At 43.1% G+C, this 25966-nt stretch carries 28 protein-coding genes; 24 read left to right on the plus strand and 4 right to left on the minus strand.

Going from position 1 to position 25966, the window contains the following annotated elements; translation table 11 throughout:
* Positions 1-131 precede the first annotated feature (131 nt).
* The 3 genes from ABXS75_10920 (at position 132) to ABXS75_10930 (ending at position 1519) form a co-directional block, all read left to right on the plus strand.
* Positions 132-452 (plus strand): hypothetical protein, encoded by a 321-nt coding sequence (locus tag ABXS75_10920; GenBank protein XCP83595.1) that lies wholly within the window; start codon positions 132-134, stop codon positions 450-452.
* A gap of 53 nt (positions 453-505) precedes the next feature.
* The gene (locus ABXS75_10925) at positions 506-709 is read left to right on the plus strand and encodes a hypothetical protein (GenBank protein ID XCP83596.1); all 204 of its coding nucleotides are present in this window, start codon (positions 506-508) and stop codon (positions 707-709) included.
* A gap of 150 nt (positions 710-859) precedes the next feature.
* The gene (locus tag ABXS75_10930; protein ID XCP83597.1) at positions 860-1519 is read left to right on the plus strand and encodes a hypothetical protein; all 660 of its coding nucleotides are present in this window, start codon (positions 860-862) and stop codon (positions 1517-1519) included.
* Positions 1520-1838: 319 nt separating this feature from the next.
* On the opposite strand, the gene ABXS75_10935 is transcribed toward ABXS75_10930, so the two are convergent.
* Complete coding sequence (locus tag ABXS75_10935) at positions 1839-2045, minus strand: helix-turn-helix domain-containing protein (protein XCP83598.1); 207 nt, start codon at positions 2043-2045, stop codon at positions 1839-1841.
* Positions 2046-2207: 162 nt separating this feature from the next.
* Here ABXS75_10935 and ABXS75_10940 point away from each other — a divergent pair, with 162 nt between their 5' ends.
* A complete protein-coding gene (locus ABXS75_10940; GenBank protein ID XCP83599.1) occupies positions 2208-2864 on the plus strand; it encodes a hypothetical protein in 657 nt (218 codons plus the stop codon).
* 207 nt (positions 2865-3071) lie between these two features.
* On the opposite strand, the gene ABXS75_10945 is transcribed toward ABXS75_10940, so the two are convergent.
* Together ABXS75_10945 and ABXS75_10950 are read right to left on the minus strand one after the other, a co-directional pair.
* On the minus strand, positions 3072-3230 hold the full coding sequence (locus tag ABXS75_10945) for a hypothetical protein (protein XCP83600.1): 159 nt from the start codon (positions 3228-3230) through the stop codon (positions 3072-3074).
* A gap of 104 nt (positions 3231-3334) precedes the next feature.
* Complete coding sequence (locus tag ABXS75_10950; GenBank protein XCP83601.1) at positions 3335-3535, minus strand: helix-turn-helix domain-containing protein; 201 nt, start codon at positions 3533-3535, stop codon at positions 3335-3337.
* A gap of 286 nt (positions 3536-3821) precedes the next feature.
* Here ABXS75_10950 and ABXS75_10955 point away from each other — a divergent pair, with 286 nt between their 5' ends.
* The 18 genes from ABXS75_10955 to ABXS75_11040 all read left to right on the plus strand — a co-directional run bounded on the left by ABXS75_10955 (position 3822) and on the right by ABXS75_11040 (position 22849).
* A complete protein-coding gene (locus ABXS75_10955; GenBank protein ID XCP83602.1) occupies positions 3822-4058 on the plus strand; it encodes a hypothetical protein in 237 nt (78 codons plus the stop codon).
* Positions 4051-4353 carry a type II toxin-antitoxin system RelE/ParE family toxin gene (locus ABXS75_10960; GenBank protein XCP83603.1) on the plus strand — a complete coding sequence of 101 codons (303 nt, stop codon included), beginning with the start codon at positions 4051-4053 and terminating at the stop codon, positions 4351-4353. Before ABXS75_10955 ends, ABXS75_10960 begins: the two co-directional genes overlap by 8 nt.
* A gap of 298 nt (positions 4354-4651) precedes the next feature.
* On the plus strand, positions 4652-5482 hold the full coding sequence (locus ABXS75_10965; GenBank protein XCP83604.1) for a DUF5688 family protein: 831 nt from the start codon (positions 4652-4654) through the stop codon (positions 5480-5482).
* Positions 5483-6097: 615 nt separating this feature from the next.
* Complete coding sequence (locus ABXS75_10970) at positions 6098-6379, plus strand: hypothetical protein (GenBank protein ID XCP83605.1); 282 nt, start codon at positions 6098-6100, stop codon at positions 6377-6379.
* Positions 6363-6770 (plus strand): hypothetical protein, encoded by a 408-nt coding sequence (locus tag ABXS75_10975; protein XCP83606.1) that lies wholly within the window; start codon positions 6363-6365, stop codon positions 6768-6770. The genes ABXS75_10970 and ABXS75_10975 overlap by 17 nt, the downstream gene beginning before the upstream one ends.
* A gap of 376 nt (positions 6771-7146) precedes the next feature.
* Positions 7147-9855 carry a MobP2 family relaxase gene (mobP2, locus tag ABXS75_10980; protein XCP83607.1) on the plus strand — a complete coding sequence of 903 codons (2709 nt, stop codon included), beginning with the start codon at positions 7147-7149 and terminating at the stop codon, positions 9853-9855.
* 202 nt (positions 9856-10057) lie between these two features.
* Positions 10058-10921, plus strand: a complete 864-nt coding sequence (locus ABXS75_10985; protein ID XCP83608.1) for an AAA family ATPase — start codon at positions 10058-10060, stop codon at positions 10919-10921.
* On the plus strand, positions 10911-11894 hold the full coding sequence (locus tag ABXS75_10990; GenBank protein XCP83609.1) for a ParB N-terminal domain-containing protein: 984 nt from the start codon (positions 10911-10913) through the stop codon (positions 11892-11894). Before ABXS75_10985 ends, ABXS75_10990 begins: the two co-directional genes overlap by 11 nt.
* 19 nt (positions 11895-11913) lie before the next feature.
* The gene (locus ABXS75_10995) at positions 11914-12258 is read left to right on the plus strand and encodes a hypothetical protein (GenBank protein ID XCP83610.1); all 345 of its coding nucleotides are present in this window, start codon (positions 11914-11916) and stop codon (positions 12256-12258) included.
* A 12-nt stretch (positions 12259-12270) separates the two neighbouring features.
* Positions 12271-13080, plus strand: coding sequence for a hypothetical protein (locus tag ABXS75_11000; GenBank protein XCP83611.1), 810 nt, complete (start codon positions 12271-12273; stop codon positions 13078-13080).
* Positions 13081-13113: 33 nt separating this feature from the next.
* Positions 13114-13941: a hypothetical protein gene (locus ABXS75_11005; protein ID XCP83612.1), complete on the plus strand. Its 828-nt coding sequence runs from the start codon at positions 13114-13116 to the stop codon at positions 13939-13941.
* A gap of 31 nt (positions 13942-13972) precedes the next feature.
* Positions 13973-14329, plus strand: a complete 357-nt coding sequence (locus ABXS75_11010) for a hypothetical protein (GenBank protein ID XCP83613.1) — start codon at positions 13973-13975, stop codon at positions 14327-14329.
* The gene (locus ABXS75_11015; GenBank protein ID XCP83614.1) at positions 14295-14897 is read left to right on the plus strand and encodes a recombinase family protein; all 603 of its coding nucleotides are present in this window, start codon (positions 14295-14297) and stop codon (positions 14895-14897) included. Before ABXS75_11010 ends, ABXS75_11015 begins: the two co-directional genes overlap by 35 nt.
* 114 nt (positions 14898-15011) lie before the next feature.
* On the plus strand, positions 15012-16475 hold the full coding sequence (locus ABXS75_11020; protein XCP83615.1) for an ISLre2 family transposase: 1464 nt from the start codon (positions 15012-15014) through the stop codon (positions 16473-16475).
* A gap of 452 nt (positions 16476-16927) precedes the next feature.
* Entirely contained in the window at positions 16928-18481 is a 1554-nt protein-coding gene (gene rny / locus ABXS75_11025; GenBank protein ID XCP83616.1) for a ribonuclease Y, read from the plus strand.
* A gap of 76 nt (positions 18482-18557) precedes the next feature.
* Entirely contained in the window at positions 18558-19103 is a 546-nt protein-coding gene (locus ABXS75_11030; protein ID XCP87138.1) for an NUDIX hydrolase, read from the plus strand.
* Between the two features lie 189 nt (positions 19104-19292).
* Positions 19293-19838 (plus strand): stage II sporulation protein M, encoded by a 546-nt coding sequence (locus ABXS75_11035; protein ID XCP83617.1) that lies wholly within the window; start codon positions 19293-19295, stop codon positions 19836-19838.
* 407 nt (positions 19839-20245) lie between these two features.
* Positions 20246-22849 (plus strand): cation-translocating P-type ATPase, encoded by a 2604-nt coding sequence (locus ABXS75_11040; protein ID XCP83618.1) that lies wholly within the window; start codon positions 20246-20248, stop codon positions 22847-22849.
* On the opposite strand, the gene ABXS75_11045 is transcribed toward ABXS75_11040, so the two are convergent.
* Positions 22827-24158, minus strand: coding sequence for a polysaccharide biosynthesis protein (locus ABXS75_11045; protein ID XCP83619.1), 1332 nt, complete (start codon positions 24156-24158; stop codon positions 22827-22829). The two genes, ABXS75_11040 and ABXS75_11045, sit on opposite strands and share 23 nt — an antisense overlap.
* A gap of 160 nt (positions 24159-24318) precedes the next feature.
* On the opposite strand from ABXS75_11045, the gene ABXS75_11050 reads away from it, so the two are divergent.
* Positions 24319-24762, plus strand: a complete 444-nt coding sequence (locus ABXS75_11050; protein XCP83620.1) for an Rrf2 family transcriptional regulator — start codon at positions 24319-24321, stop codon at positions 24760-24762.
* A complete protein-coding gene (nifS, locus tag ABXS75_11055) occupies positions 24755-25948 on the plus strand; it encodes a cysteine desulfurase NifS (protein ID XCP83621.1) in 1194 nt (397 codons plus the stop codon). Before ABXS75_11050 ends, nifS begins: the two co-directional genes overlap by 8 nt.
* Positions 25949-25966 lie beyond the last annotated feature (18 nt).

Raw genomic sequence — 25966 nt, forward strand, 5'->3', positions numbered from 1 at the left:
ATATAAAATAATTTCCAGATGCAGAAAATCATCTTATGTTTATGGAATGCCCAATAACAAAAAAACCGGATTGTATGCAGTGTCTCGATATTATAGTATAATTATACTATAATAAAAAGGAGGACAAAAAGATGTTACAAATAGCAGAAACGAAAATGACCATATGGAAACCGGAAGTATCCAGGAGTCAAAAAAATACGATAGCGGCAATAGGCTCCACCTGTAAATCAGTCCACAGCGCCGAGGGAGAACCGCAGTTTATATACCAAAACTGGACTGTATACTTTAAGGGCGCGGCATATGAACCGGCACAGCAGTTAAGAAACCAGGAGCGGATCAGAGTGATCCGGGGGATTGTAGAAAACAAATTTGATAAGAAAAGCAATCGGCAGTATGTCTGGTGTACGGTTTTTGAATTTGAAGTGCTTAAAAAAGGAACTGGAGATTTATAGGATCTGGCGTAAAGTAAAGAATTTTTCTGAAAGTTCGAATGGAGGCGGGAGAGATGAAGAAAGCGACAGAATATCAAGAGGCATCACTTAAAATGAAACAGCTTGCTGCACGTGCGCATGCAGTACATCAAAAGGCAGTTGAAAAGTGGCAGCATGGAGAGATACAGGATGTTTGGTTCGATCAGGAGGGCCATTTGTGTATCAGGTATCAGGATGGCATGTACTGGCACTATAATGAGAGGGGGGAGTGGTGGTGATGTGTTGGCTGATGTAATGGCCATTGCTATTTGTTTAGTTTTGGCAATGGCCATATCAGTCTTACGTGAAAAAATTGTCACACATATATTTTAGCTGGTTAAATGAGCGATGGTTGAAAAAAGCAGAGGATTATAGGAGGAACTTAAAAAATGGGTGGAGCAAACGAAAAAAATAATTTGAAAGCTATAACAGAAAAGGAAAGGACATTAAAAATCCATTTATCAGATAAGGATGCTGATGATATCATACGGTTGACGGGCGCACATGATATAACGGTGGAATACCTTGTTGAAAGCATTATTGCAGACCTTATTCACGGAGCACATACAAATGGATCTGATGAGCGGATGTATGCAGAACAGTGGTTCAATAGGTGCTGGTTCGGTATGTTCCCGGAGGAGACATTTTTAAAACATCTTATTGAGTGGGACTATATTGATGAATTTGGAAAAATCTGGAAGGAGATAAAAGAAAGCGAGGCATCAATAAAAAGGCAGGAAACCGAACTCGCAACGGGAGTAATGGAGGATTGGAAGGGGAAATCCTATACATGGAAAGACATTTTTGACAGTGATGGTGTGCAGGCATATGCAAGTAGGGAAGAGTGGGAATCGTATCAACATCTGACCATTGAGGAAGAAAAGCAATTTATTGCAGACAGGCAAGAAATGATAAAGGAAGTTTGGGAGGACTACAAAGAGTCAAGATCTGACTGGGACGGATCCAAGCCGGGGACCTTTGAGGAGGAAATGGAAAAAGTATTAAAATGGCTTCAGGAATATGAACGGTTTATGGGTGAAGAAATATAGTTAATTAATCAACGAATCTGAGGTGACATTTGAAGAATATGGAGCGTATGTTATCTTGAAAAATCAGGCCGCGAATGCCAAAGAAGGTAATTGGTTTGATGAACGTAAAGAAAAAGAAGAGAGTGCATGCCGATTGCCTGAAATTTTGTGATTTTTGTATGATTATAGAAACATCGGGGGAATGCATAAAATAACGGCTGTATGACAGATTTTCCGGAAAAGCCTGGCACCGGTGTCGAAACTGTCATACAGTATTTTTATGCTGCAGTGGAATAAGGTGTTCTTGAAAGTAAGTGTAAAATCTGAGGATATCTGTAGGTCATTCTGATTCATCATCAATGAATTCTATGATGTCGGAAACTGTGCAGTTCAGCAATTTGCATAGCTGGTTGATTGTATTTGTACTAATACTGTTTCCCTGCTTGATGGAATAAAAAGTGGCTTTCGAGAATCCCTTTTTGAATAAATAATAGGACGAGATTCCTTTCTCCTCCATGGTCTTGAATAATGGCTTATAACTGATCATTTTTAAATTCTCCTGCTGTCTTTATGAATATTTTAAAGAGATATTTTGGCATTGAATATGTACGAATATCCGAGTATAATGGATAATCATCGAGTCATGTAAGGATGCCTATCAAAGCGACTGCCGATCAGAAAGCATCCAGTGAGATAAGGAGAAAATAAAATGGATTTCACTAAATCTATCTATGAGAAGGCGACAATGCAGGGGATTGTGAAATATCTGCTGTATGGTTTTGAACCTTGCGCCGACCAAGGGGATTTGGAAATGCGTCTGGAGAAAGCGCATCAAAAATTTGACAGAACTGCAGGGAAGTATGGCAAAGCGAGTGCGGAAGAGTTGATAAATGCTGCAAATGAGCTTGAATATGAGATATCGCTTATTTATACGGAAATAGGAATGAAGCTGGGGAGGTTGTTGCAAAATGATATGACGGGCGGGGAGCTTGTCGCTAAACCGAAAGAAAAGGCGGGGATCGCTCATAAGAACATAAGTTATTGGCTCTCCGATCGGATTGCGCGGTCACAAGAGGAGGCGGAAAAACAGGAATCTGTTATAGACTGCCTTATGCGGATAAGAGTTAATGAAACATTAGAAAAGATGCTGGAAAAAGATGCAAAATATTCAGAGGTTCGCGAAAAGGTAGTAAAAGCTACGAAAAAAATGAATCATTTAGGCCTTACAAGAGAGCAATGGAATCAGATCGACGAGGTATTAAGTGCAGACAATGAAAGAGCAAATGAATATGGCCGGGTAGCTTATCGGCAAGGAATAGCAGACGGCGTTGCATTACTGGTTGAGTTAATAAAGGGAGTTTCATGATTGCATAAAAGCTATGATAGCAAAATGAATTTGCGGATCTGCATTTCACAGAGATAGGTAATCTTGAAATTCCAGTAACGAAAAACAAAAGGTTTTGTTGCGATTTTGCTCTTGTGTAGAATTGTAAAATAACGTTTACTTTAGTTCGGATTTCTGTTACTATATCTTAGACGGGGAGCGGTGGCAAGCCCGCCCTCCTCGTTGCCTCTAACCTTGCAGGTCCTCTTTTAAATCTTTCAGCAGTTCATCAAGTTTCTTGTCGGTGTCTTCCTTGGTGCTTTCCTCTTTAGCTCCTTCGAGTCCTCTGATGATTTGTTTTAGCCAGCTTTTAAACTGTAAATCTGTCATCCCCATTTCTTGTACCATATCCTTTCCTCCAATCTTTTCGTTAAAGCCTTGCCGCTCTTAACTTAATATCATTATAAACCAAATATGGTTTAAAGTCAATACACATTTAAACTATATTTGGTTTATTTTGCGTGCATAATGATCTCGCCTGGCTGCATATTCAGCAATTCGCAAAGCTGTTCCAATGTCTTTATTCCTATCATATCCCCTTTTCTAAGTTTTTGCATTGCAGACTGGCTAAGTATATTCTCTTTTAATATTTTTGTACTACTGTATCCGGCTTCTTTTAGCGCGGCTATTACATTGATTTTGTATACTAACATCTGAACACCTCCCTTTTTATTTTAATTCTTCCAATTAAGAAAGTCAATGAAATAATCCAAATATAGTTTATAGTTTATTTCGGCTTTTTAATAGATTTTGAATGACGCGAAAAGGTACGGTCATTGGGAAGGTATTTAAAGTTAATTCTGTTTCTAAAGAGTTAACAAATGAATGTAGGTGTAAGAATGTAATAATGAAAAGGAAAGAGGATATTGAAAAAGAGGGAAAAGAGTGTGTATAATATAATTAAAAATATAGAGATTCAACATAGAGAGGAGTACTGACATGAGTGAAAGAGAAAGGGCCATGATGCTGTTAGAGCAGATCGATGATAAAAAAATGATTTTTGTTGTTAATATATTAGAAAACATTGCAGAGCTTGCGGAAGAGGACGATGGCCAGATGCAGCGGGAGATCGACGAGGCGATTACTAGATTTGAGAGAGAAAAAAATAATGATGAGTGTATTTTGCTGGAAGCAAGGACAGTGTTAGCAGATTTGAGGAGGGAATACCTTGGATAAATATTGCGTTATGATTCCAACGGAAGTGAAGGGAATGATAAGGGGTATATATGCTGATATCTGCGATAGGTCTCTTGATAATACGGTTGCAGAGAAGGTGATCGGCGCTATAGAAAAGGCAATACTGTCATTGGAGTATATGCCGTATCGTGGGACAGAATTAAATAAAGGTGAGCATAAAGGGAAAAAGTACCGGAGATTAGTGGTTAAGAAGCATATCATAGTATATAGAGTCTTCGAGGAAACAAAACAAGTGATAATCGTGTTCGTTAAGAGCGAGAAGATGAATATATAAACAGGAAAGGGGACTGCGTAAGTCCCTTTTCCTGTGACAGAAATGTCACGCGCAATGGAAGACTATAGAAACTGCTCAACTTCGCTCCCTGCATTTTCCTGAAAGCCGGTGCTTTCTCCACTCTCTGCGCGGTGGATCCGCCTGAAAAAAAATTTCTTTGTCTCATTTTGAAGGACTCAACAGAAAATGAGAAAAATTGCAGTATATTATTGAGCCCCAATAACAAAAAAACCGAGATGTGTACATACCCGCTATTTTATAGTATAATTACACTATAAAAAGAAAGGAGTACAAAGATATGAAGTACGAAGATTTTATTGAAAGAATGTTGCAGGAAGTTAAAAAAAGAGTAGAAAGTGATGTGAGCATTACCTTGCACACAGCTACAAAAAACAACGGCGCGATTAGAAAGGGATTTGTTTTTGAAAAACACAAGAATCATACAGCGCCTATTATTTATCTCGATGAGTTTTATGAATCTTATCAGCATGGAAGGGAGGTTGAAGAACTTGCCGGAATAATGTGTATGCTTTATAAGAAAGCAATTTATGAAATAAAACCGGATTTTGAACGAGTCATAGATTACGAAGAGATGAAAGATAGAATTGTATATCAGCTTATTAATGCTGAAAAGAACAAAGACTTATTAGCAGAAATTCCCTACAAAAAATTTCATGACTTAGCGATTGTATTCTATCTTTTGCTTGAAAAGTCTGGTGATGAGACCGCGACGATGTTGATTAAAGATGAACTCCTACAGCGTTGGGGAGTGTCGGAACAGGAAGTGTATGAGAATGCGGTTCACAATACTCCGGTGCTCTTCCCGATGGAGATAAATCCGCTGACTGATTCTATGTATGTTTTAACAAATGATATCATTCATACAGGCGCTTCAGTCATATTGTATGATGATACACTCAAGAGGGCGGCGGATGTCATCAAAACGAATTTCTATCTTATTCCAAGTAGTATTCATGAATGGATATTGGTTCCAGATGACGGAGTGATGACCCGATCTCATTTGGAGGGTATGGTAGATGAGGTTAATGCAGACATGATTCCGGACACAGAAATATTAGGTGATTGCGTTTACTACTATTCTATCAAAGAGGGAAGGTTGATTGTATAGGACAGGATGGAAGAGGGTATATCCCCTCTTCCATGATAGGGGGATATATGAAGAAAGGAATTATTGAATTTATAATTATGTTGCTTATACTTATTATCTTGGTATTCATTTTTAGACCAATGATTACTAACTGGGTAACTCGTATTTTGAGTAAAATAATATAAACCAGTTTCTGATTTGAAATTAACCCATAAAATATATGTTAGCAAATTTGCAAAGGAGAGGAGACTTTAAAAAGGTCTCCTCTCTTTTACGAATATATTTAAGAGAAAATGGAGTATCAGATAGGTATCTGATGTTTCCCAATCAAAGAGAAAATAAAGATAGAATTACATAAGAGTAGAAGAGCACAAGCGAAATCTGTCCACCGCAAGCGGTGGGGTTGGCAGTGCCAACCGATTTCCTGCGGATTGGCAGGTGTTTCCTAAACTTTTGATTTGTCCCTTTTTTTAGGACCTAATATATCGAATATATATCTAAATATGTCAAATTTATAGTATATATTGCATTGGAAAATGTGCTGGTTTATAATGACTATGGGGAAGGGAAGTATACAATTCTGGCGTGACAGAAATGTCACGCGAGGAAAACAGGTGTTGGGAAAGGACTGAACAGGTGGAAATAAGAGTAAGAAATGTAGAACCAGTAGTTATCAGAACATTAGATGAGATGGCAAGGGAAAATGGGTTCGTAAGCGGTACGGGAAAACCAAAAAGAGAAGAGTTCCTGCGATGGCATTTCAGGCAGATGACGTTGATGTCAGAGGCAGATGAGATTGAGAACAAATATTACAGCTTGTTCCGGCTGATGGACCGGAACCAGGAGGAGCGGCATAAGCAGATTCTGTATATGCTTCAGGAGCTGGAGAGGAGGCTGGAAAGTGAAAAAGATATTTAACCTTCCTGAGCATGATATCGCAATCATACAGAGGGTAAAGCAGGAGAAAGGTTATCATTCGGAAGTACAGGCATTGGTGCATATACTGGAAACCTATCAGGATGACCGGGAAAAAGAAAAGTTAGAGAGGGATATATATGCACAAGTAAATAAGGAGCTAAGAGAAGTATTTTCTTCGCTTGTTATAGGGAATAGGCAGATTGAGAAAAATACAAATGCGTTAGTCGATTATATTAATTCATATATGATTTTAAAACCAGAAAAAAGTTTGAAGTGTATTCCGGCTTCGCTTACCAAATCTGAGTTCATAAAAAAGTCGGAAGAAGTACATAGAAGCAGGATTGCAGAACGCAGCAGAAAGAGAAAATATCTTGCTTCTAAGAGACGTTAATCCAGATTATGGGAAAGGCGTGACAGAAATGTCACGTGGTGTGGTTGGAAAAGACGTGACAGAAATGTCACGTGGTGGGGCGGAAAAGACGTGACAGAAATGTCACGTGGTGCGGGCGGAAAAGGCGTGACAGAAATGTCACGTGGTGTGGTTGGAAAAGACGTGACAGAAATGTCACGTGATGTAAGGCGGAAAAGGCCGTGACAGAAATGTCACGTGATGCAGGGCGGAAAAGGCGTGACAGAAATGTCACGTGGTGCGGGCGGAAAAGGCGTGACAGAAATGTCACGTGATGCGAGTCGGAAGAGGTGTGACAGAAATGTCACGCGATGCGAGTTGGGAAAGACGTGACAAAATTTTACGTGATGGAGGATATATGGGAAACACACCGGGAGTTGTTGTGAGAAATAAATTTGTCGCTCCTACGGGAACGAAAGGATTTGGTAATTATCTGTGGTATAAAGACCGTGCAGAAGCTAAAAGAGAAAGCGTATTAAAAAAGCAGGAACAATTTGAAGAGTATATGGAGTCCTATATGGGAAATCCTGAAAAATCGACGGGGTTATTTACGGCAAAGCGGGACAGCCTGTCAAAAGCAGAAATGAAAAAATGGCAGGGGATATTTGAAAAAGCGCAGGCGAATGGCTCTTTGTTATGGCAGCCGATTATCAGTTTTGATAATTCTTTTTTGGAAGAGAATGGCATGTACCGTTCCTCAGACCACTGGCTGGATGAGATACATATGCGTGAATATGTCCGCAATGGAGTGAAACGGATGCTGCATAATGAGAATTTAGATCATGCAGTGTGGGTCGGCTCATTTCATTATAATACAGATAATATTCATGTACATTTGGCTATAGTAGAGCCGATGCCTACCCGAAGGAAAAAACTGTATGAACGTGATGGGAAAATGCAGGAAGAAATCGTTGGAAAGTTTAAACCATCATCGATTAAGAAATGCCGGAGTTATATCACAAATTCCATACTTGGGGAAAAGAAGATGAATATTCAGATTAACGACTTGATTCGAAAATCCATCGTGGCAAAGAAAAAGGAGACGATTCTTCATACAGATGTAATGTTTCAGCATGAGTTTCTGACTATTTATGACCAGCTGCCGAAGAACAAGAGCTACTGGAATTATAATAATTCGCATATGCGCGCGTTAAAGCCGTTAATTGATGACCTGAGCCTGCGGTTTATCCAGAAGTACCAATTAAAAGAATTTTTGGAACTTAAAGAACTTATACGGGAACAGAATGACGTTTACCATAAGCTGTATGGGAAAAGTAATAGTAATGCAGATTATTTGTTTCATAAGACGGAAGATTTATATGCCCGGCTTGGAAATGCTATTTTGAAAGAGATGAAGGCATATGATAAGGAATTACAAGAGGAGAGTTTACTAAAAAAGATACCGGAAGAAATTCAGTATGGTGATATGCCGGAAATACAGACTATATCTGATGATGTATTGGAAGAGTATGGAAGCAGCATTGAAGATATCATAGATTACCCGGATGAAGATACATATTTGGAATGGACGAAAGAATATAAAGCGGCTAGAAAATTTTTGTATGGGACGAAAGAAGAAGCGCCTCAGCTGGATCGGGCTTTTGTAGAAATGTCTTTAGAGGCAGAACGCGGGAATGTGCTGGCGATGTATGATTTGGGTGATATGTTTTATCATGGACGCTGGACAGAGATGAATGAGGAAAAGGCGTCTCTTTATTATGAACAATCCTTTCGTGGTTTAATGGAATTGGATAAGAACGGTGTAAAGAGTGAGAAGAAAGAATTACTTGAAAATTATGTCTCCTATCGGATTGGCAGAATGTATCAGAGCGGAAAAGGAGTGAAACAGGATTACGGGCAGGCATTTTCTTATTATGAAAAAAGCAATTCAAAATATGCGAGGTATTCACAGGGACTTTTGTGGCGTGATGGCTGTGGTGTGGAAAAGAACCTACATGCAGCATTTGAAATGTTTGGACAAGCAGCTAAAGATTCTATGCCGTATGCGGATTATGAACTTGGAAAGATGTATGAGAAGGGAGTAGGAACAGGGAAGGATATTGAGAAGGCCGGAGAACATTACAAAAAGGCACTTTCAGGATTTGTGAAAATATTGGAAGAACGGCCGGACGATAAACTCTATTATAGGGTTGGGGCTATGTATGAAAAAGGGCAGGGGAGTGAGCGGAATTTGCCGGAAGCGGTCCGTTGCTATGAAAAGGCGGCTTACTTTGGAAATGTTTATGCAAATGTGGCATTAGGAAGAATCTATGCAGAAAGCGGTGAAATTGATAAAGTGAAATTGGCGGTCCGGTATCTTGAAAGCGCAAGTGAACACAACCAAGTGGAGGCACAATATGCATTAGGGAAGTTGTACTTAAGAGAACTCCCGGGAATACAAGATTATGAAAAGGCAGAACATTATCTGTCTCTTTCTGCAAAGCAGGGAAATCCGTATGCACAGTACATGTTGGGAAAAATGTATTTGAAAGTACCGGAAATGCTAGACTACAGGAAAGCCGAACAATACTTGAAACAGTCGGCGGCGAAAGGGTTTGAATATGCAGACTACCAACTTGGCAGGCTGTACTCCTATAAGCAGTCTGATTTATATAATCCGGAGAAAGCGGAAAGTTATTTGAGAAGATTAGCTGAAAATGGAAATGATATGAGCCGCTTTGCATTAGGACAGTTATATCGTGATAAAGACAGTCCGTTATATAATCGCAGCAAAGCGATGGAATGTTTTAGGCCGCTTGCAGAGAGCGGTAACGAATATGCACAGCTACAACTGGGAAGTTTGTATCTCCAGGGCGGCCAGTCAAGAAAAGAGCTTCGGATGGCCGAATATTGGTTCAAACAGGCAAAGAGCCTGGGAAATGAATATGCAGATAATTTTTTGAAAAGTTTAAAACAGAAAAGCAATATGCAGTTAAAAGGACATGAAGGTGTAAAGCTGTCAAGAGCAATTTCCCGGCTACAGGGAGAGGTAAGAAGAGAGAGCAGGCGTGCGCTCCAGGAATACGAATTTGAACAATCTATGGAACAGGAGATTCGAGTCCGTTGATTTTGCGGACCATTGAGGCGAGAAAGGTGATCGCGTGACAGAAATGTCACGCAAAGAGGCTGTAAAGGACGTGACATTTCTGTCACGGGGCAAAGCCAAGATGTGCTGCAAAATTTTACTTCAAAACTATTGACATCATAATTGTATAACACTATAATATAAACACAATTTAAAAATGAAGAAGGGGATATAAATGAGGAGAATGAAAACAATAGCAATTCTCAATAACAAAGGAGGAGTCGGAAAATCAGTGACTGCCACAACTCTTTCGGCGATTATGGGAGTTGAGTTTGATAAGAAGGTTCTGCTTGTAGATGATGATCCACAGGCAAATTCAAGTAAGATTATGGGGTTTACGGGGAGAAGAGCAAAAAACTATTCTTTGCGCGAAAAGATAGAGCAAAAGGTGGCTCTCTGTGAAAATACATTGGAGGACGTCCTGCTTGACCCGGAAAAAGATATCCACGATTGTATTGTACATACACGGTTTGAACAGGTAGATTTGCTGCCCGCTTACCTTACGCTCTCAGAGGCGGAAAACAAGCTGCTTAGTGACGTTAGCCTTCCGCAACAGTTCAGACTGAAAATGCAGTTGGAGAAAGTAAAAGGTGAATACGATTATTGTATTATAGACTGTGGGCCGGGCGTCTCTTTGCTGAATATAAATGCCCTGGTTGCTGCAGATGGCGTCCTGATTCCCAGTAAGAGTGATGAGAGTTCCAGGGACGGGATAGCAAATATCATGCACCTTATTAAGACTGTACAGAGTTATAATCTTAATTTGAAACTCTCCGGATGCTTTTTAGTGCAATATGATAAAAGGAAGCGTATCTGTCAGGAAGCGTGGGCAGACTGTCAGGAAGCATTGGGAGATAAATTCCTTCCCTGGACAATACGGCAGAATACTTGTGCAGAGCAGGCACCGGGAAAAGTCAAAACTTTATATGAACTTGATAAGAAGAGTGATTCAGTTTATAATTATATTTGGATTGCGCGATATTTAATGGAACGTAATGGTAAAAAAGTGCTGAAAGAATACATGGAGGAAATGCAGCATGAAATTTAAACAGGGCATGATGAGAAAAACAGAGACCCCGGAAGTAGAGATCGGAAACGGACTGCTCAGTGGGATATCCCAGAAATATAAAAATGTTGATAATCTGACTATGGATATCGTATATGTAACAGAAGAAAAAATCGCATATAATCCGCTGAACCGTGATGTCAGTAAAAATGATATTGAAGAGATGGCGCAGTTGATCGCTATGAATCATGGATTAGAACAACCGTTGGTATTAAGAGATTATACAGAAAAGGATGGTGAGGAAGATTTCGAATATATACTTTTGACAGGCGAGAGACGGCTGCGTGCGATTCGCCTCAATAAAGAGAGAGGAATCATGACAGATTATCAGATTCCCTGCTATATCAAAGAACTTGATGATATACCACTTCCGCTGGATGATGACCTAAAGGAAGAGTTTGCTATTGCAGTATCGAATAAGTATCGGGAGAAGACAGATGGCGATTTATATTTGGAGTCTCAGCGCTGGCGTAAAATATACAAGGCATTAAAGGCTGCTGGAGAGAGTTATATTGATTACACTGATCAGGAAGGGAATGTGATAGAACAGAAAAATATTTCCGGGAAAAGAGTGCGGGAATTGGTCGCAGCAGAAATGGGAATCAGTGTTGGGACAGAGCAGAAATTGGAGGAGGTAGAACGGAAGGGAGCGGAGGAAGTAAAGGCCGCTCTTCTGGCTGGGAAAGCCACTTTGGAAACGGCACATGCTCTATCCAAACTGGAGCCGGAAGAACAGAGGAAGATTGTAGAACAGGCGGAAGATGTCATTGAAAAAAAAGATGTCCAGAAGCATGTTGAGAGGAAGGAAAAAGAAATTGCGCTAACGCGCGAAGCCTGGAATGAGGATATTCGGCCGATTGAGGAAGCCTTGGATTGTGGAAAGGTCATGTTAAAAGAAAGTAAGATGAAGCAATATGAAAAAGCGATACAAACATTAAAAAAATTGATTCAATAGATCGGAAAGGGGCGGATAGATGAAGAATAAAATTTGTTATTATACAACTTATGGATTAAAAATAGCAGCTCTCAAACATGCGGGTGAAATGGGGATTGAGAATTCGGCATTTGCGAATCTGGCAATCAATAAATTCCTTAAAGGCGATCAGGAAATCAATCCGGAATTTTTGATTAAAAAAAGGACAGATCCGGATTATGTGGCCAGAGACCAAATGGATCAGATTATTATCCCGGAGGAAACGAAAGCAAAGCTGCAGGAAGTCGCTAAAAGGTATAAATGTTCTATGGCGATCATCGTTTTCCAGGCCATGTATGATATGTGTTTTGAGATTGAGATCAATTCAGGAAGGGTTCAGTTATAGGGAGGTGTGACTATGAAATGGAGAGCAAGATTTTTGAGATGCACGATGGTAGTTCTGTTAATGATGGCGCTTATGTTAGGGTGTGGTGCACCTGGAGCAGAAGAAAACTCGGTTGCAGCGTCAAACAAAGTCGAAGATGAAAAAGATGTGGTCAGTGTGAAGCCACAGAAACAGATAAGCAAATCGGACAACGGTGAAAACATGGGAGCAGAAGAACCAGAGGGCGAAAAGCCGACAGGCGAGAAAGATAAAACAGTATCAACAACAAAATCAGATAAGGCGGATAAAGCGCAGACAGCAAGTGTGGATAAGCCGGAGCCGGGTAGTAAAAAGACCGTTACCAAGGATACGGATAACAGCGAAACGAAGAAACCTGATAAGAGTAGCAGTAATAATAACACTGGGACAAATAATAAACCTTCCTCTAAGCCATCTCAACCATCCAAGCCTTCTAAACCGGAGCATCAGCATAGCTGGGAGGTAAATTATAAGACCGTCCATCATGATGCACAGTATGAAGAACGATGGGTACAGGATTCAGCAGCATGGGATGAGTATGTGCCGATTTACGAATATGTTGAAAAAAATGTATGCAATGTATGTGGTCAATATATCGAAGGAAGTCCGGCAGATCATGCAAAGAAACATGCCCTTGCGGGCGAAGGTGGGGGACATCATTCTGAATGGATTCAAGTACAGAAAGGGACCGAAAAGATTCATCATGAAGCTACAGGGCATTACGAGAAAATACAAACACAAAAAGCATATGATGAAAAAGTGCAGGACGGCTATGTGTGTCCTGGATGTGGAGCCAGGAAATAGGTTGTCAGTGTGGGAATAATGGGATGTGTAACTATGAAATGGAGAACAAGGTTTTTGAGATGCGCGATGGCCGTTCTATTAACGGTAGCGCTTGTGTTAGGGTGTGGTGCACCTGGAGCAGAAGAAAACTCGGTTGCAGCGTCAAACAAAGTCGAAGATGAAAAAGATGTGGTTGGTGTGATGCCACAGAAGCAGATAAGCAAATCGGACAGTGGTGAAAACATGGGAGTAGAAACTGTGGAGGAAGCAGAAGAACCAGAGGGAGAAAAGTCGACAGGCGAGAAAGATAAAACAGTATCAACGACCAAGTCAGATATGGCGGATAAAGCGCAGACAGTAAGTGTGGATAAGCCGGAGTCCGGTAATAAAAAAACCGTTACCAAGGATACGGATAACAGCAAAACGAAGAAACCTGATAAGAGTAGCAGTAATAATAACACTGGGACAAATAATAAACCTTCCTCTAAGCCATCTCAACCATCCAAGCCTTCTAAACCGGAGCATCAGCATAGCTGGGAGGTAAATTATAAGACCGTCCATCATGATGCACAGTATGAAGAACGATGGGTACAGGATTCGGTAGCATGGGATGAGTATGTGCCGATTTATGAAACGGTTTATAAGAATGTTTGTAATCAGTGCGGGGAAGATATAACAGGCTGCGAATCCGCGCATAATAAAGCGCATGCATTAGAAGGTGGAAATGGTGGATGGCATTCTGAATGGGTTCAAGTGCAGACGGGAACAGAAAAGATTCATCATGAAGCTACTGGACATTACGAGAAAATACAAACACAAAAAGCATATGATGAGAAAGAGCAGGATGGTTATGTGTGCTCTGGCTGTGGAGCCAAGAAATAGACCGTTAGTGCGGGGATAAGGAGATGTGGAAATGAAGCCGCAGCTAAAAAACTTTGTAAGCTCTGACGATGCTGTAAAATACTTGACAAGTATTATAGTTTGTCTAATTTGCTATCATATGCTTTATGTGATTTATTGTTCTGATTCGGGGATAGGCTTTTTGATTATGATTTTTTGTAGCTGCTATGCTGGGAAGAAGTTGTCTTTTTCGAAAGACAAATCAGACCCGATTTTCGTAATGATGTGTCCCAAGGGAGGGCTTTTTGGAGTTTTTGTCAGAATTATAATGTCAATAATCATGGGATTTTTGATTACTCCAATATTCTTGGGAAGAGATGCGGGAGAAAAGATGTATGGAATATGGATACGTGAGAGTGTCAACGGATAAACAGAATGTAGAGCGCCAGATAGCCAGTATGGAACAGGCAGGTGTAAAACCAGAGAATATCTATATTGATCGTTATACAGGTGCAAGTTTTGATAGACCTGAGTATAGAAAGATTCTGAATAAACTGAAAAAAGATGATGTAATGTTTGTCGACGATCTGTTTCGGTTCGGCCGGGATTACGAAGAGATTAAGAAAAACTGGGAGTATATAAATAAAGAGTTAAAGGTGGATATTGTCGTGATTGACATGCCGATACTGGATACCAGGCAGTATAAAGACCTGGTAGGAACTTTAATTAGCGACATTGTGTTGAGTTTATTAAGCTATTGCGCGCAGCACTCGCGAGAAAATATGCTGCGGGAACAGGCGAATGGAATAAAGAAAGCAAAGGAGAGAGGCGTAGTGTTTGGAAGACCAAGAAAAATAACGATGGAAGAATTTGGAATTGAATACCAGAGAGTATTAACAGGAACTGCAACTGTGCAGGAATTATCAGATGAAATGGATATCAGTAAAACGACATATTACAGATATCTTAAGAAACTACAAGAACTTAAAAATAGTTAGTGATATAGTGAAGCCAAGGCATATCAGGATTCAAAAACTGGTATGCTTTTTCTGTTTTTGACAGAGTAAGCAACATTTTATACAATAGACTAAAAGAGAATTGGAGGTCGTTGTATGAATAAGAGTATAGAACGGTTCCTGGAAAAGGGAGTACGGGAGTTAGAAAGTAGTATAAGCCGCTTTTTTGAGCATCCAGAGGAACATGGGAAATTTGTGCAGGAAGTAAGAGATATCGTGCTTCGCCTTGGAATAGATATTGTGAAAGAAGCATTTGAAGATATGGATATGATTCTTCGGGAGAGTGCGAAAAGAAGGCTCCGCTGGGAGATAGTCAAAAAGGATTCTACAGCATTGCTTACTACTTTAGGAAATGTACGTTATTCTAAAACGTTGTATAGAAATAAAGAGACAGAAGAGAGCTGCTACCTGCTCGATCGGTTGATGGGAATGGAGCCTTATGCAAGAATGACGGATGATGCAGAGGCGGCGATTTTGGAAGAAGCAGTAGAAACGACTTATCAGAAGGCTGGACATAATGCCTGCATATCAGAAGAATTTGTGTCCAAAAAAACGTCGATGAATAAGGTGCATGAATTGGAATTTCCCGAGTTTAATCCGGCATTGGTACAAGAGAAAAGGGTGCTGCGTTACTTGTACATCGATGCCGATGAGGGGCATATACCGCTTCAATATATCAATAAAAAAGGTGACATAGTTGAAGACAGCAGGAATTATGTGGAACCCCGTCTTGTTTATGTTTATGAGGGTGTCGACCCAGACAGCAAAGGAAGCAGTATTTTGATCAATCCGAGATATTTTGGCGGGATTTATGAGGGAACACAGGATATAGAGTGCTTATGGAATGAGATATATACATATATAGATGCGGTATATGATATTGAGCAAATAGAAAAAATTTATGTAAATTCGGATGCGGCACAGTGGATAAAAAATGGAATAGATTATTTGCCGAAGGCAGAACATGTTCTAGATGAATATCACTTGAAACAGTATTTGAAGCAGGCGGTCTACTGCGTAGAAGATGCCGATGATTATTATACGAATTTGTATTTGGCCATTAAAGATGGAGATAAAAGAGAATTACGGACTCTGTTAAAAGAGATAAATAAAAGTGTATATGGGGCATCGGAGGTATTTGACGATAAGAAAGAACTGATGGAAAGGAGCCATGCTTTCCTGATCAATAATTTTGAAGCTGCACACAGGAGATTGGACGGGGGCGGTGGGATTGTCGGTTCATCAACAGAACCGCATGTTAGCCATGTGTTTGCATACCGTATGTCCATGAAGCCGATGGCTTGGTCCAAAAAAGGTGTGGATAAAATGAGCAGGTTATTGATATATAATTACAACCAGGGAGACATGTTAAGCCTGGTAAGGTATCAAAAACAAAAACCGAATAAAATGATAGTGATGCAGGAGGCTCTCTCGAGGTATGATATACAGCTTATGGAAAAGGAAATCCGTAATAAAAACAGACATGCGGGTTATCTGGAAAAGTTTATGAAAGTTGAAGTGCCAAAATCGATTATGAAAGGAATTATATGGAACTTCTAATGAACAGAAAAGCAGAGCAGGAAACCTGCTCTGCGGATTTTAAAGATAACCTTGAAAAAATTATTTGACAAGTTTTTAGATTCATCATATAATTTAGTCAAGGTGTTGGAAATAGTTTTGCAGAACTAATTTCCAGCAATGACATTTACTCTGACCAGTAAATATCCTATTTGTAGTATAGAGTGAATTCGGGAAAAAGTCAATTCCTAAATTTATAAAATATGAAAGATGATTGGTTGGGAGTAGATGTAGAAAACATTTACTTCTTTTTTATTATGGTCTACTATTGAAATTTAATATCATATCCGGGAAAAGTCAATTTTTTTTCTTCTATTTCCCTACAAACAATTTACCCCGTCCATTTTGTTTGACAGGGTTGACAGATTTGTGAAAACAGTATAAAATTGAAGTGTTGTAATTGTACAATGAAAATTTAATAAGGAGGTGCTCCTGTGCCGATAAGTATAACGATTGCTGCGGTTGTCATTACGCTGATTGTAGCAGTGCTGGTTACTTATAACGCAACGGTGTCCAAGCTGACGAATGATGCGAATTCGAAGATTGGGAATGCGGATGCAAAAGCCCGTGAGATTATTGATGATGCATTAAAGACAGCGGAAACGAAGAAAAAGGAAGCTCTCTTGGAAGTAAAGGAAGAGTCGATCAAAACGAAGAACGAGCTTGAAAAAGAAACAAAAGAGAGAAGAGCAGAGTTACAGCGTTATGAGAAGCGAGTCCTTTCCAAGGAAGAGGCCGTTGATAAGCGTTCGGACGCGTTGGGTCAGAGGGAATCTGCCATTGTTGCCAAGGAAGATGCAATCAAGCAGCGCGAAGCAAAAGTCGAAGAACTTAGTAAACAAAGAGTACAGGAACTAGAGAGAATCTCAGGATTGACCTCCGAACAAGCAAAGGATTATCTGTTAAAAACTGTTGAAGAAGATGTGAAGCATGACACGGCAAGACTGGTCAAAGAACTTGAGAACCAGGCAAAGGAAGAGGCTGACAAGAAAGCAAAGGAATATGTTGTAACAGCGATTCAGAGATGTGCTGCTGATCATGTGGCTGAGACTACGATTTCCGTAGTACAGCTTCCCAGCGATGAGATGAAGGGAAGAATTATCGGACGTGAAGGTCGGAATATCCGGACATTGGAGACTTTGACCGGAGTGGAACTGATCATTGATGATACGCCGGAGGCGGTCGTATTATCCGGATTTGATCCGATTCGCAGGGAAGTGGCGAGAATTGCGCTGGAGCGTTTGATCATTGACGGAAGAATTCATCCGGCAAGGATTGAAGAGATGGTAGAGAAAGCGCAGAAAGAAGTAGATACAATGATTCGTGAAGAGGGTGAAGCTGCCGCATTGGAAGTAGGTGTGCACGGTATTCATCCGGAACTGATCCGTCTCCTTGGACGGATGAAGTTCAGAACCAGTTATGGTCAGAACGCACTGAAGCATTCCATAGAGGTGGCTCAGCTTTCAGGACTTTTGGCCGGAGAGATTGGACTGGATGTCCGCATTGCAAAACGTGCCGGACTTTTACATGACATTGGTAAATCTATTGATCACGATGTAGAAGGTTCCCATATCCAGATAGGAGTGGATTTATGTAGAAAATACAAAGAATCCCCGACCGTCATTAATGCGGTGGAATCCCATCATGGTGATGTAGAACCGGAGACCCTGATTGCATGTGTGGTACAGGCTGCCGATACGATTTCTGCAGCAAGACCGGGTGCGAGAAGAGAGACTTTGGAGACATATACAAACAGATTAAAACAGTTAGAAGAGATTACAAACCAGTTCAAGGGTGTAGATAAATCTTTTGCTATTCAGGCAGGTAGAGAGATTCGCGTAATGGTAGTTCCAGAACAGGTATCTGATGACGATATGGTATTACTGGCGAGAGATATTTCAAAACAGATCGAATACGAATTGGAATATCCAGGTCAGATTAAAGTCAATGTAATTCGGGAATCCAGAGTTACAGATTACGCAAAATAAGAATGAGGAGTGCTGCAAGTTGATGAGAATCATTTGCAGCGCTCTTTTTTGATAAAAGAGAAAGGAAATGAGTGCGATGGAAAAAGAGATGAAGAGAGTGAAGCGAGTCCGTATGTATCAGGGGGCTATTGTAGACGTTTATCGGGATTATATGGAATTTTCCAACGGTAACACGGAAGAATGGGATTACATCCATCATAAAGGGGCGGCTGCAGTAGTTCCGGTGATGGATGACGGGAGAATCCTGATGGTGCGCCAGTATCGGAACGCGCTTGAACGGTTCACACTGGAACTTCCGGCAGGAGCACTGGATGCGGCGGGAGAGCCTGGAATAGAGTGTGCATCCAGGGAACTGGAAGAAGAGACCGGGTACCGGTCGGAGAATTTGGAATGGCTCATTACCTTGAGAACCACGGTGGCGTTCTGCAATGAGCGGATCGAGATATATACAGCGAAGAACCTGATTCCCTCCAAGCAGCATCTGGACCCCAATGAATTTGTAAATATCGAGGCGTATACCGTTGAGGAACTAAAAGAGATGATCTTCACAGGCAAGATTGAGGATTCCAAGACAGTGGCCTCCATCATGGCTTACGACGCCAGATATAATCGAAATGAATAGAATCCTGCTAAGCAGCATTTTCGCCTGTGGCGGAGTGTTTTCTATTTCGTAGTCTGGTGCTTTCATATCAAATAAAAAATGCTTTTGCATTTATCGCATAACAGAAAATCCCCGGCATATAATGAAGTATCCGGGCTTGCTGACCATAGAAATAAAAGAGCAGCACTGCCAGAAGAAGGGGGATCGGTTGTGACGATACATCAGAGCAGGCATCATTTTGCAGGATTCTTTATGCTGGGATTTTTATGCGGTATTTTTTACACCAATTTTGTCGCTAAAAATTATGTTACAGTAACAGGAATTTTTCATGAGTATTTCCTGAGTCAATATACCCAGACGAAGATGGTATCCGAGGACTATTTATGGTATCTCCTGAAATGCAGGCTCGTCCCATTTGCGGTGGTGGCGCTTTCTGCGCGGACCCGGCTGAAAAAACCGGTAGTCGTGTTATGCTTGCTCTGGACAGGCTTTTCCTGCGGCATTTTGGCTGTGGGAGGGGTGCTGCGCATGGGAATTGCCGGTATTCTTCTGTGTGTGGCAGGAATGCTGCCGCAGTTCTTATTCTATATTCCGGGATATCTGATCATATTATGGTATCTTTACCAGTATCCGGATTCACATTGGAATGGAGAGAAGACGGTGTTTACCGCGGTGATGATGATGGCAGGGATCTTTACAGAGGCCTATATAAATCCGGCCGTGGTCCGGTTTTTTCTCGGATTTACCGGAAAATGATTGACAGGTCGGGGACAGATGGAATATATTAGACAAAAGGGAGTAGCTGGCGCCTTCGGGCGTTTGCGATGTCGTCAATACGATGGAGGAATCCATCCGTGTCGTGATGAAACAGCGAGACTTTTATTGTGTGCATGTCTGTACGTACACAGTAAGGGTCTCTTTTTTATTTCATAAAAGTCGTTCTGTTTTGTGGTTGATACAAAGAAGTTGCAGGAGATTTTTCTCTCTTCTTTTTAGAAATGTGAAAGGAACGAAAAAACAGGGAATAAGAAAGAGATTCCTGTCGTATAACAAGAGATAAGATGTAAGGTTATGCATCGCGCTCTTTAAAGATTCAGGTACGAGGGTACGGCCATATCATGTGCGCGGATACAGGATATTATGCATAGTGGAAGGAGACAGGTATGAAAGAATTCTATCAAATGACGGCATCGGAGGCCATGCAGAAGGTAAATGGGGGAGTGGATCCCTTAAGCGAGCAGCAGATCCGGGAAAATCAGAAGCGCTATGGGGAGAATCGGCTGACAGAGGAGGGGAAGAAGCCTGTTTGGCGGATTTTCCTGGAGCAGTATCAGGATTTTCTGGTGTTGATTCTGATTGCGGCGGCAGTGGTATCAGGCTTATTGGGGGAAATGGAGAGTGCAGTCGTGATTTTTGTCGTGATTACGGTAAATGCGATCCTGGGAACGGTACAGACGATAAAAGCAGAGCAGTCGCTTGACAGCCTGAAGGAGATGTCAGCGCCCCGCGCGAAGGTCTTTAGGGGTAAAGAAGTGGTCAAGATCCCGGCCCATCAGGTCACGGTGGGAGATGTGGTCATGCTGGAGGCCGGTGATCTTGTCCCGGCAGACGGAAGAATCCTAGAGTGCGCAAGTCTGAAAGCAGAGGAAAGCGCGCTTACGGGGGAAAGCCTTGGGGTGGAGAAAACAGAAGAGAAGATTGAAACGGAAGTGCCACTGGCGGACCGGAGGAATATGGTATTTTCGGGCAGCTTCATTTCATACGGACGCGGTTCCTTTTTGGTCACTGCGATCGGAATGGATACGGAAATTGGGAAAATCGCATCGATGCTCGCGCATACAGCAGAGAAAAAGACGCCGCTTCAGATCAGCCTGGATCGATTCGGGCGTATGTTATCGGTGTTGATCCTGCTCTTCTGTGCAGTCCTTTTTGGCATCAGCCTGGTAAGAGGAGAGTCCTGGGGCGAGGCGTTTCTGTTTGCGACAGCACTTGCCGTTGCGGCGATACCGGAGGCATTAAGCTCCATTGTGACCATCGTGCTTGCCTTCGGAACGCGGAAAATGGCAAAAGAACACGCGATCATACGCAAATTGCAGGCAGTAGAAGGGCTGGGAAGTGTTTCGGTGATCTGTTCCGATAAGACCGGTACGCTGACCCAGAACAAAATGACGGTAGTAAGTTACTATTTAGAAGGCCGGCAGGTTCCGGCAGATGAGATCACGATGGAGAATGCGGCGGAGAAGCAATTGTTTGTCCACAGTGTTCTGTGCAATGATGCAACCCATGAAAACGGGCAGGAGATCGGAGATCCCACAGAAATCGCACTGCTTAACCTGGGAGAGCAAAAAGGGGAGAAAGTAAGAAATCTCCGCGACAGTTATCCGAGGCTTGCGGAGCTGCCCTTTGACAGCGAAAGAAAAATGATGTCCACGCTTCACGCTATAAAGGGGAAAACTGTGCTGCTCACCAAAGGCGCGGTAGACGTACTCCTTGAGCGGACCACTTTTGTGCAGAAGGAAGGAGGAAGCTTTCCGGTCACAGAAGAGGACAGGGAGGAGATAAAGCGCCAGAATCAGCAGTATTCGCAGCAGGGACTGAGAGTCCTGGCTTTTGCTTATAAATGGAAGGACGACAAAGAACAGGGCGCTATTACGGCTGATGAGGAGCACTCGTTCGTGTTCCTCGGAATGATCGCGATGATGGACCCGCCGCGGAAAGAGTCCAGGCAGGCGGTGGAGGCGTGTATCCGCGCGGGAATGAAGCCGGTCATGATCACCGGAGATCATAAAATAACGGCTGCCGCCATCGCGAAGCAGATCGGAATCCTGAAGGAGGAAACAGAAGTCTGTGAAGGCGCCGCGATAGAAAATATGAGTGAGGAAGAATTGCAGGAATTTGTGGAGCATATTTCCGTGTACGCCAGGGTATCGCCGGAACATAAGATCCGTATTGTCCGCGCCTGGCAGCAAAAAGGGCATATCGTTGCCATGACAGGGGACGGCGTCAACGACGCCCCGGCGCTTAAGCAGGCCGATATTGGGATCGCTATGGGAATCACCGGAACGGAAACGGCGAAGCATGCGGCGTCGATGGTTCTGTCGGACGATAATTTTGCTACGATCATCAAAGCGGTGGAGCACGGGAGAAATGTGTATCAGAACATCAAACATGCGATCCGGTTCTTGCTTTCCGGGAATTTTGCCGGAATCCTTACTGTTCTGTATGCGTCCGTGGCCGGACTTTCGGTTCCATTTGCACCGGTCCACCTTTTGTTCATTAATCTTCTGACGGACAGTCTCCCGGCTATTGCACTGGGACTGGAACCACATGAGAACAGCGTGATGCAAAAGCCGCCCCGCCCGGCAGGCGAGGACATTTTGACCAGAAAAATGCTCCTCGGGATTGGCTTAGATGGACTTTGCATCGGCATTACGACCATAGCGTCATACTATATAGGACTTGGCAAGGGTCCGGCCGCCGCCAGCACGATGGCCTTCGGAACGCTCTGCATTTCCCGGCTGCTGTATGGATTTCACTGCAAGTCGGAGCAGGCGGTCCTTTTTACAAAAAAGTTCTTAAATAACAAATATCTGAACGGAGCTTTTCTGATCGGGCTGGGGCTGATCACGACCGTGCTCACGCACCCGGCGTTTCGGAATGTACTGCAGGTGACGCCTCTCGGAAGTTTTGAACTGGCTATGGTGTACATTCTGCCTGCCTGCAATTTATTGTTCCTTGAGTTGGTCATGAAATGGATTCGCCGGTAAACAGGGCAGTATCATGCCTCATGACCAGTACAGCCAAAAGCGCGACGATACCCTGGCTTCCCAAAAGCCCCCAGAGGTAGCCAAGGATTCCGGCCCTGGGAATCAGAAGATAAATGCTTCCGATCCGCACGCCCAGCCCGATCATATTTATAAAAAAGGTGGTCGTTGTTTTCCCTAGCCCGTTCAGAATGCTGATAAGCGCTGTATTCGTATAGAGGAAGGGGCACATAAAGGCAAGGGTCATGATGAATTTTCCGGCATCGGCATTGTGAAAGATCACATTTCCAATAAAATTTCCTGTGAAAAAGAAGCAGGCCATGCAGAAGGCCCCGAGCATCAGACAGGCAAAAGACACCCGCAGGGTCAGGCGTCTTAGCTCCTCTGTTTTTTTCCTGGTCTGAATCTCGGCCACTGCCGGAAGGAGCATGGTGGAAATCGAGTTAGTCAGCGCCGACGGAAACAGAATGCAGGGCAGGGCCATTCCGGTCAGGATACCGTAAATACTGAGTGCCTGAGACATAGGCATTCCATATACTGTAAGGCACAGCGGGATAGAGACGGCTTCCACGCTCTGCAGCAGATTTAAAAATACCCGGTTGGCGGTAAGAGGGGCAGACAGGCGCAAAAGCTCTGCGGCAGGCGCCAGATACTCTTTTGGGCGACACTTATGCATAAGAAGTGCCCGCCGCAGGGTGAAGGCAGAATAAAGGGAAGCAATCATTTCCCCGCACACCAGTCCGAGAACGGCGATCGTGATATGCTGTTCCATCGAAGTATGTAATCCGATCCGGTAAAAAAACCACACGGAGAGGACCCGTGCGGCCTGCTCCAGAAGCTGGGAGAGGGCCGGAACCTTCGTCTGTTTGCGCCCAAGATAGTAGCCGCAGATCCCGCTGTGTATGGCGGCAAAGGGAAAGGACCAGGACATGGCAATGAGAAGCACCTCGCATCTGGGCTCATTTAAAAAGCGCAAGGCGATGTCCTTTGCAAAATGCTGAATGAGAAGCGCCACGAAAAAGGAAAGCGTTGTAGTGAAAAGAAGGGCTGCTTTCAGGGAGCAGAGCGCCTCCTTTTCCCGTTTAAGCGCCGTGTTTTTTGCGACGATCCGGGAGAGAGCGACCTGAATTCCGGCCGACGTTGCAGAAAAGCAGAGGGCATAGACCGGAAAAATAAGCTGGTACAGCCCCACCCCTTCCGCATGAAATATCCGGCTTAGGAAAATCCGGTAGAAAAATCCGATGAGGCGGGTGGCGATTCCGGCGGCGGTCAGAATGAAAGTTCCTTTGATCAGAGTTTGTTTTTGTGACATAAGCCTCCTTTGGCGTGTCCTATGGCACTTTGTGATAGGTTTGCTATAACATATTCAAAAAAGGCACTTGACAGAACTATATGCAAGTGATATTCTCATATTGATAAAATTCCTAGTTGATTACTAGGAATAAGACAGAGGAAACACCGGAGGTGAGGGCTTGAAGATTTCTACGAAGGGCAGATATGGTCTGCGGGCTTTCATAGATTTGGCAGAGAATGCAGAAAAAGAGCCTGTTTCCATCAACAGTATCGCCGTGCGGCAGGATATTTCCGAACGGTATCTTGAACAGCTTATGGCACTGCTTAAAAAAGCAGGTCTGGTGAAAAGTATCCGTGGCGCTACCGGGGGCTACGTTCTGGCGAGGGACGCTTCTGAGATTTCAGTGGGCGACGTGTTAAGAGCGCTGGAAGGGTGTTTGGAACCGGCAGCCTGTGCGGCATTTCAGCCGGAGGGCGAATGTGGGATTCAGGATAGCTGCGTGACCAAATATGTATGGAAACGAATTAATGAAAGTATAACCAATACGGTTGACAGTATTATGATAGACACATTGGTAAAAGAAAGCCGCTGTGCCGGAAAGAGAGGAGAAACAAATGAGTAAGCTGATTTATTTGGATAATGCGGCCACTACGAAAACCGCACCGGAAGTTGTGGAGGCGATGCTTCCGTATTTTACGGAGCTTTATGGCAATCCTTCCAGCGTATACAGCTTTGCGTCTCAGAATAAAGATGCGGTAACAAAACAAAGGGAGATCATCGCAGAGGTACTGGGAGCAAAGAGCAACGAGATCTATTTTACCGCAGGCGGTTCAGAATCTGACAACTGGGCGCTTAAGGCGACCTGGGAGGCATATAAGAATAAAGGTAATCACATCATCACAACGAAGATCGAGCACCATGCGATCCTGCACACAGCCCAGTATCTGGAGCAGCAGGGCTGCGAGGTGACCTATCTGGACGTAGATGCAAAGGGCGTGGTAGATCTGGAGCAGTTAAAGGCAGCCATTCGTCCCGAGACGATCCTGATTTCCGTCATGTTTGCAAATAATGAGATCGGAACCATTCAGCCGATCAAAGAGATCGGAGCCATTGCAAAGGAGCACGGAATCCTTTTCCACACGGACGCGGTTCAGGCGTTCGGACAGGTCCCGATTTCCGTAGATGAGTGCAACATTGACATGCTCAGCGCCAGCGGCCACAAATTAAACGGTCCGAAAGGCATCGGTTTCCTCTATATCCGTAAAGGTGTAAAGATCCGCTCCTTCGTTCACGGCGGAGCGCAGGAGAGAAAACGCCGCGCCGGCACGGAAAATGTTCCGGGCATTATCGGACTTGGAGCGGCAGTGAAGCGTGCGGCGGCGACGATGAAAGAGCGCACGGAAAAAGAAACCCGGACCAGGGACTATCTGATCAGCAGGGTCATGGAAGAGATTCCTTATACGAAGCTGAACGGGCACCATGCGGATCGTCTTCCGAACAATGCCAACTTTAGTTTCCGGTTCATTGAGGGCGAGTCATTATTGATCCGCCTTGATATGGCAGGGATCTGCGGTTCCAGCGGTTCCGCCTGCACGTCCGGCTCTCTGGACCCGTCTCATGTACTTCTGGCAATCGGCCTGCCCCATGAGATCGCGCATGGTTCCCTGCGCCTGACTCTGAATGAAGAAATCTCAAAAGAGGACATTGATTATGTGGTAGAGCAGCTGAAGGTCATCGTAAATGACCTGCGCGGCATGTCTCCGCTTTATGAAGATTTCATCAGGAAACAGAAAGCATCTGAAGCATAGAACGGGCGGACAGTAACG

This window comes from Roseburia hominis (genome assembly GCA_040702975.1).
Classification (GTDB): Bacteria; Bacillota; Clostridia; order Lachnospirales; family Lachnospiraceae; genus Allocoprococcus; species Allocoprococcus hominis_A.

Coding starts and splice junctions, on each gene's coding strand:
- ABXS75_10920 (XCP83595.1), top strand. CDS start 132: ATGTTACAAATAGCAGAAACGAAAATGACCATATGGAAACCGGAAGTA.
- ABXS75_10925 (XCP83596.1), top strand. CDS start 506: ATGAAGAAAGCGACAGAATATCAAGAGGCATCACTTAAAATGAAACAG.
- ABXS75_10930 (XCP83597.1), top strand. CDS start 860: ATGGGTGGAGCAAACGAAAAAAATAATTTGAAAGCTATAACAGAAAAG.
- ABXS75_10935 (XCP83598.1), bottom strand. CDS start 2,045: ATGATCAGTTATAAGCCATTATTCAAGACCATGGAGGAGAAAGGAATC.
- ABXS75_10940 (XCP83599.1), top strand. CDS start 2,208: ATGGATTTCACTAAATCTATCTATGAGAAGGCGACAATGCAGGGGATT.
- ABXS75_10945 (XCP83600.1), bottom strand. CDS start 3,230: ATGGTACAAGAAATGGGGATGACAGATTTACAGTTTAAAAGCTGGCTA.
- ABXS75_10950 (XCP83601.1), bottom strand. CDS start 3,535: ATGTTAGTATACAAAATCAATGTAATAGCCGCGCTAAAAGAAGCCGGA.
- ABXS75_10955 (XCP83602.1), top strand. CDS start 3,822: ATGAGTGAAAGAGAAAGGGCCATGATGCTGTTAGAGCAGATCGATGAT.
- ABXS75_10965 (XCP83604.1), top strand. CDS start 4,652: ATGAAGTACGAAGATTTTATTGAAAGAATGTTGCAGGAAGTTAAAAAA.
- mobP2 (XCP83607.1), top strand. CDS start 7,147: ATGGGAAACACACCGGGAGTTGTTGTGAGAAATAAATTTGTCGCTCCT.
- ABXS75_10985 (XCP83608.1), top strand. CDS start 10,058: ATGAAAACAATAGCAATTCTCAATAACAAAGGAGGAGTCGGAAAATCA.
- ABXS75_10990 (XCP83609.1), top strand. CDS start 10,911: ATGAAATTTAAACAGGGCATGATGAGAAAAACAGAGACCCCGGAAGTA.
- ABXS75_10995 (XCP83610.1), top strand. CDS start 11,914: ATGAAGAATAAAATTTGTTATTATACAACTTATGGATTAAAAATAGCA.
- ABXS75_11000 (XCP83611.1), top strand. CDS start 12,271: ATGAAATGGAGAGCAAGATTTTTGAGATGCACGATGGTAGTTCTGTTA.
- ABXS75_11005 (XCP83612.1), top strand. CDS start 13,114: ATGAAATGGAGAACAAGGTTTTTGAGATGCGCGATGGCCGTTCTATTA.
- ABXS75_11010 (XCP83613.1), top strand. CDS start 13,973: ATGAAGCCGCAGCTAAAAAACTTTGTAAGCTCTGACGATGCTGTAAAA.
- ABXS75_11015 (XCP83614.1), top strand. CDS start 14,295: ATGGAATATGGATACGTGAGAGTGTCAACGGATAAACAGAATGTAGAG.
- ABXS75_11020 (XCP83615.1), top strand. CDS start 15,012: ATGAATAAGAGTATAGAACGGTTCCTGGAAAAGGGAGTACGGGAGTTA.
- ABXS75_11030 (XCP87138.1), top strand. CDS start 18,558: ATGGAAAAAGAGATGAAGAGAGTGAAGCGAGTCCGTATGTATCAGGGG.
- ABXS75_11040 (XCP83618.1), top strand. CDS start 20,246: ATGAAAGAATTCTATCAAATGACGGCATCGGAGGCCATGCAGAAGGTA.
- ABXS75_11045 (XCP83619.1), bottom strand. CDS start 24,158: ATGTCACAAAAACAAACTCTGATCAAAGGAACTTTCATTCTGACCGCC.
- nifS (XCP83621.1), top strand. CDS start 24,755: ATGAGTAAGCTGATTTATTTGGATAATGCGGCCACTACGAAAACCGCA.